Annotated in this window: 5 protein-coding genes and 1 pseudogene; 4 read left to right on the top strand and 2 right to left on the bottom strand. The window is 36.1% G+C overall.

What is annotated here, in order from left to right; translation table 11 throughout:
- Nucleotides 1-87: 87 nt before the first annotated feature.
- Nucleotides 88-261: a hypothetical protein gene (locus tag SD31_RS14895; RefSeq protein ID WP_156138193.1), complete on the bottom strand. Its 174-nt coding sequence runs from the start codon at nt 259-261 to the stop codon at nt 88-90.
- A 428-nt stretch (nt 262-689) separates the two neighbouring features.
- On the opposite strand from SD31_RS14895, the gene SD31_RS04145 reads away from it, so the two are divergent.
- The 4 genes from SD31_RS04145 (at nt 690) to SD31_RS04135 (ending at nt 5,490) form a co-directional block, all read left to right on the top strand.
- Nucleotides 690-932 (top strand): hypothetical protein, encoded by a 243-nt coding sequence (locus tag SD31_RS04145; RefSeq protein ID WP_039053210.1) that lies wholly within the window; start codon nt 690-692, stop codon nt 930-932.
- 95 nt (nt 933-1,027) lie between these two features.
- Nucleotides 1,028-4,114 carry a hypothetical protein gene (locus SD31_RS04140; protein ID WP_039053209.1) on the top strand — a complete coding sequence of 1,029 codons (3,087 nt, stop codon included), beginning with the start codon at nt 1,028-1,030 and terminating at the stop codon, nt 4,112-4,114.
- 334 nt (nt 4,115-4,448) lie between these two features.
- Complete coding sequence (locus SD31_RS14890) at nt 4,449-4,841, top strand: clostripain-related cysteine peptidase (protein ID WP_082021807.1); 393 nt, start codon at nt 4,449-4,451, stop codon at nt 4,839-4,841.
- Nucleotides 4,813-5,490 (top strand): clostripain-related cysteine peptidase, encoded by a 678-nt coding sequence (locus tag SD31_RS04135; RefSeq protein ID WP_052258637.1) that lies wholly within the window; start codon nt 4,813-4,815, stop codon nt 5,488-5,490. The genes SD31_RS14890 and SD31_RS04135 overlap by 29 nt, the downstream gene beginning before the upstream one ends.
- Nucleotides 5,491-6,376: 886 nt before the next feature.
- Here the strand turns inward: SD31_RS04135 and SD31_RS04125 are convergent.
- Nucleotides 6,377-6,645, bottom strand: a pseudogene (locus SD31_RS04125) (adenosylhomocysteinase); the annotation flags it as partial.

Genomic DNA, 6,645 nt, shown 5'->3' with positions numbered 1-6,645 from the left:
CTACAAGATATATCTCCCCAAAAATCACGGACAAAGGAAACAATCGAAGGAACATCTACCTCTTTCAAAAACACCACACTAGCGTGTTCAATTTCCGGTAGACATGGCCTCTCCTTCGTTGACAATAGCAAAATCACTACCGGCTAGGATAGGAATTTCAAGCTCATGGGCTACCGGCATTTCGTTCCAATTCGTATTAAAATCTTCCAAGCTTATGTTAAAAAGAGGAATTTTCTGAAAGTTGTTCGCTTCCTTCAGCATATTTCCCTCACCTGTAATCAACCAAGCTTCATTTATATCTGGAAAACGTTTTACAATTGTGCTCGCTAAATTTTTACTAATTAGCATAATTACCTCTTTTAATTTGATACAAACGTTCGGCTCTTGTCAATCCAATTTCTTTGGCAAAAGAATTCACATTAAAACCTAAGTATTGTATCACTTTTGCAAGTCTCTCCCAGTTATTCAACATTTTACCGATATGGTTACACTTTAATAAAGTAAAAAAACAAATAATTCGGCAATGCAATTAATACTTATTATACGCCGACACTAGTATACAAAAATAGGACCAAAAACTGAAAAAGTGAAATCATTAACAAATTATAACAAATAATTGCAAATAACAATCTAATATTGTAATTTAACATTCAAATTAGAATATTATTGTAATAAACATTTATTCTGGAATGAAAAACCAATCATTAACCAATAACGAATCCAATACCAACCATGATGATATTGAAATTACTGAAAAAGACATCGTAAGTCTTTTAGCATTACACAATATTAAACTCATCGACGTAGAATATGCATTACAGCATCTAACAATCAAAAAAAAGAATGTAAACACCTCGTATGAAATAGAACTACACGACATAAACGGACAAAAACACCAGATGATTTTCGAAATAAAAATTTATAACACATAAATTTTAAAAAAAATTTGATATTACAATATTATGTTGTATTTTTACAAAAAATCCATATCAAATAGAGTTTCTTTGATTAATCTTAAAAAGTGAATATGAAAATTAGAAAACTATCCAAATTAGCCTTAGCTGTTGCTATCAGCAGTGCAGTATTAATCGAAGGCTGTAAGAAGTATGATGATGACATCACACGACTTGAGCAGGACATTCGTCAGAACACGAATGATATCGCTGCTTTGAAAACTCAACTTCAAGCCTTAAGCGCTACCAACGTAGTTGAATCCGTAACCTCTATCACAGGTGGCTTTAGAATCACCTTTAAGAGACCTGACGGCTCCACATTCTCTTATGACATCGTAAATGGTCAAAAAGGGGATCAAGGAGAGAAAGGTGAAAAAGGAGAAAAGGGTGAAAAAGGGGAAAAAGGTGATCAGGGAGCTCCTGGTGTACAGTGGAGAATTTCCACAGATGGTTATTGGGAAAGCTCTACCGATGGTACAACTTGGACTAAAACTTCCATAAAAGCTGCCGGTCAAGATGGAAAAGACGGAAAAGATGGTAAAGACGGTCAAGATGGAAAAGATGGTAAGGACGGTGCAACTCCTGAAATTGAAATCAGAACAGTAGGTGGAAAACAATACTGGTTCATTAACGGAGAAAACACAAACGTCCAAGCATATGCGGGAGATATTACACTAGTAGCTACAGATGGTGGTTATAATGTAGTATTTACAGGTGCTGACGGTTCCGCTTCTAGCCCTGTTTTCTTAGCTACAGAAGCTGTCGCTGTTAACTCATTGACTTTAGTTCCAACTTATTTAAACAACAACTCTCCAGTTGTTTTCTTCCCTCGTATCGTCAATAACAACACTACGAGAAATACATTGATGCAAGGTTATGCCGAAATTAAATATAACTTGAATCCATTCGGTGTAGCTATTGCGAACTACGATGCAAACGGACTATTGACACAAACTGCTGAACAGGTTTCGTTCCGTTCAACAGGATCGGGTGCAACTCCAAGCACTAATTTCCAACAAGTAGGAGCTTCAATCAAAACATTTGGAGACATCACCGTTAAGTACAGACCTACAGGCAATCCAAACACTTGGTTCCCTAAAGCGTCTGACAATAATTCGCTATATATAGCACTTCAGGTTAAAAACACCAAAGCGGCTGCCAACCAACAATTCGTTGCTTCACAATACCACTTGGCTAAAGAAGAAATCATCGAAGCGGACGAAGTAACAATTGAAAAAGCAGTTAAAGCATCTACCACTTCTAAGTATGAATTAGTAAGCGGTTATGCTACTTCAGCATTCAATACCGGCACCGGCCAATTCACAGAAGCAGCGAACAACACTCCTAACACTTCATTGACAAATACAGCTGCCGCTGCGAAAACTGATGCCCACTTCGTATTGAATGTATATAAAAATGCGGAAAGACAGATCCCTGGAGTTACTGTACCTGACAATAATACAGGATACGAAGGATCAATAGTGCTAGAAGAAAAATTACGCGGTTTCTATGCTCGTACACAAGTAGGTAACAAGATTGTATCTATGGATGACTATGGTCTTGAAGGATACGACCTACGATTCGACTTCGCAACCAACACAGCTCACCCTCAACAACAAAACTGGTTGAAACTAGACGAAGCTACAGGTGAAATCTCTGTTAAAGAATCTACTTCGGGCTTCTACAACACAGCTGCGATCGGTAACTATGCAATAGTAAAAGTAGACTTATATCCTAATGCTACTTCAACGCAAATCATCGCAACACGTTACATTAAAATTGTATTTGTACAAAATCAAGTTAGTGATGTCAACATCAATGGTACAGCAAGTTTAACATTAACAAATGCTGCTACACAAGATGCTACATTGTACTTCACAGCTCCTAACACAATCTTAGACCAAGCCTACAATATCACTGGTGGTTCAGCAGCTCAATTCCACGGATTATACAACTGGAGCTTCACGTCTGCTGAAACATCTGGAGGAGCCCCTGTAAGCACTTCTTGGTTCACATTCTTGAACATGAATAATCCAAATCAAAATGTGGAAAGAATAGTTCAAGTGGATCAAACTAAAGTTAACCCTGGAGAATATATCTTGAAAGGTAAATTTGAACCAGCAGTAGCTAATCCAAACTATCCAAATGTTAACATCACAATTAAATTGACTGTTAGCTTGAATGGTACAATTAGCTTCTCGTATATCCCAGCATACTATATCGACAATGCTGCACGCATATACGGTAAAGCACAAGGTACTAACCTATGGTACATGGGTGGCGATATGAACGAGTACATCAACTTGAGCAGCACTATTACTGGTTCTAACGCTCCAACAGTAACCTACAAATTCGTTTCAACGAATACAAATGTTGCTGCCTTCGGAAATGCTACCTTCGGTACCGGAAATAGCAACTCCTCAGCTACAAAATCTTACGTAAACAGCTCTAACACAGGATTAGGAAACGAAGGCTTACACCTAGTAAATGCTAACGGTCCTGCAGCCCACAACCATACTACTCCTAACTCAGATCCATGGAACTTCGTTTCAGGATGGAGCTACGGCAACAAGGGTACTGTAACAATCCGCATAGAGTACTACTTGAACGGTAACACCGAACCATTCAAGACAGAAGATGTTCTTGTACGATTCAAGAACCCTGTTCAAGAGTTAGAAGTGTTGAACAACGGTCAAGCTTCTGTCACAGATAAACAGAATGGTAACAACAACCAAGACGTACCGTTGAAAAACTTCTTCCGACTAAAAGATTACACTAACGTAGTAATCTGGCAAGCTGATAATCCTATCACTACCGCTCAGAACACATTGTTAACTAGATACGGTGTTCAAGGCTTAGGAAGAAATATATTCAATACTTCAGTGTTAGCGCCAACAGCAGTATCATTTGAGAGAGCTTACTACAATGATTCTCCAACTGTAGATATCAAAAACAATCTACCACAGTTCACAAGTGTAAGCATCTTAAACTCTAACGGATCTGCAGTAGCTAGATGGACTAACAGCGGTGCCAACACCATCACTAGACCGATAACACTTGTATTTAAAGTGACTATTCCAAACAGATACAATGATGGTCAAGACGGAAATGCAGGTGATATCGTGAAAGAAATCAAAGTTCAAGTTAACCCTAACAACTAATCTTAGTTGAGCGTTAACACATAAAAGGGTGGTAAAAATACCACCCTTTTTTAACTCACACTACTAAGTAATAAACATCAACCATTTTTATAACTAACACACTGAACCATGGATACAGAATTATGGAACACTATCAAATATCTCGTAAGTTCTATTTTTATTTTAGTAGCAATCGGAACTTTCTGGATTATTATCAAAAAAAAAGAAGAGAATTTGAGAAACTATTTCAACTGTAAATAATCCATAACATGAGAAATATTGGAATCTACATATTATTACTTGTCTGTTTCTTCCTGTCCTCCTGTAAAAGGATTCCGCTACATTATCTGATGAAATATCTTTCAGAACTATAATCGTATATATTGCCGCCAACAATAATCTTTCGTCAGAAGCGTACGTTAATATTGAACAACTAGAAACCAATATTGAAGATGTAGACGGGAACCTGTTGGTTTATGCGAATTTACCTAATACTACCCCTGTACTTTATCATATTAGTAACAAAAAGGGCAACAGGAAGACAATAAAGGTTAAAGAGTATGAATACCATAACTCTGCAGACCCAATGGTGATGAAAAGAGTCATTACCGATGCTATGGAAAGATTTCCTTCTCAAAGTTATGGATTAATATTATGGTCGCATGCTACAGGATGGATCCCCCCTACAGCTGGTAAAATAAAACTAAAATCTTTTGGCGATGACCAAGGCGACGAAATGGAATATTAAGGAGCTAAAAAATGCACTACCAAATAATCTAGATTTCATATTATTTGATGCTTGTTCTATGGCCAGCGTTGAAGTATTATATGAATTAAAAGATAAAGCTAAACACTTCATAGTATCTCCGGGCGAGGTAGTATCAAATGGTATGCCTTATAACAAAATTGTTAATGACCTATTTACCCCAGATATTAGTGCCTATACCACTATAGCAAAAAAATATTACGAACATTATAACAGCCTTAGTGGCAATTTCCAGTCTGCTACAGTTTCAGTCATCCAGGCTTCCAAACTGCAAAATTTAGCCGACAAAACAAAAGAGATTCTTCTTTCTCAAAAACCACAACATGCAGACTTTAAAAGATCGGAAATACAACGCATGGACTTTGACCCTAGCAATCCACTTATCGCATTTGATTTCTTAGATTTTATAGAAGTGAATTATAATAATTCAGCGCAGCTGAATTCTTTAAAAGAAATTCTGAATCAAACCATTCTATATAAAGCAAACACCCCAAAATTCAACGGAATCACCATATACAAAAATTCGGGACTGACATGTTATATACCTCATGCGGATAATGAACAAAACGTACACGAGTATTACAGAACCCTATCTTGGTATCAAGCCAGTGGTTTTAATATTTTATTCTAAAAAATACACATTTATAGGTATATAAATAAATAAAAATTTAACATAAATTACATTATGTAAACATAATAATTGACTTAGAGGGGCTTTACCAAACTATTGACCAATTATAATCTACTATTATGAAAACAATGAGGCCTGAAGACAAAACAAAAGATATTTTACTAAAAATAAACAATAATTAATCAATGGATTCAAAGATAAAAAAGTCTTTTCCATAGGCATATCCGCATTCCCTGAAATCATAACTTTTCAAACAGAAGACCAAACCCATATCCAGTTAAAACTTTATAAATAAAACTATTCTTTATAGAATAATTTAGTCCTTGATTATTGTAAGTAAGGACTATTTTATTATGATTCCTTAAGAGAAATTTACCAAACTTAATATTAACTTAACATACGCTATTTACCTTTGCCGAAGTCTCTCAAGGAAAGACCTCATGAGCAATTCTTTGCACATTTACATCATCTGAACAGCTCTCTTCTGTGAAGCAGAGGATGTTGCAAATTACAATCTATTGCCCGTATCGTTTTATCCATAATGATTTGAAATTATGATTCAGCTAATGGAAGGGCTTAATATTGATACGACCCTATTATCTTTTGCCTCATTTATTTATGGCCTAGCCTTAATAGCCATCTATAAAATGCACAACATCAAGAAAGGACTTCTATTCCTTTTGTACATTTCTACCTCAGCATTTTTGATTTATCTATTTATCACTTATTCCTTTGTTTCTTCTGTACTAGTATTATTGTATATAGGTCATCTACTATATAATAATCATATGGAGACACACGAAAACATGCAAGATGAGTAGAATCAATAAAAAAGTCCTTGAAAGTTGTGTTTCAAGGACTTTTTTTATTGATTTCCACATTGCTGTTAATATCTATACCATTCAGGCTTGTAAGGACCTTCCACAGGAACTCCGATATAGGCGGCCTGTTCTTCCGTAAGGACGTCCAATTCCACCCCTATATGAGCTAAATGAAGGCGAGCAACCTTTTCATCCAAATGTTTTGGCAATGTATACACCTTCTTCTCGTATTTATCCGAATTGGTCCATAGCTCTATCTGTGCTAAAGTTTGATTCGTAAACGAGTTAGACATTCACAAACGATGGGTGTCCTGTAGCACATCCCAAATTCACC

The organism is Sphingobacterium sp. T2 (assembly GCF_000814685.1).
Taxonomy (GTDB): domain Bacteria; phylum Bacteroidota; class Bacteroidia; order Sphingobacteriales; family Sphingobacteriaceae; genus Sphingobacterium; species Sphingobacterium thermophilum.
The sequence above is the reverse complement of the archived record's forward strand: the minus strand, read 5'-3'. Positions and strand labels throughout refer to the sequence as shown.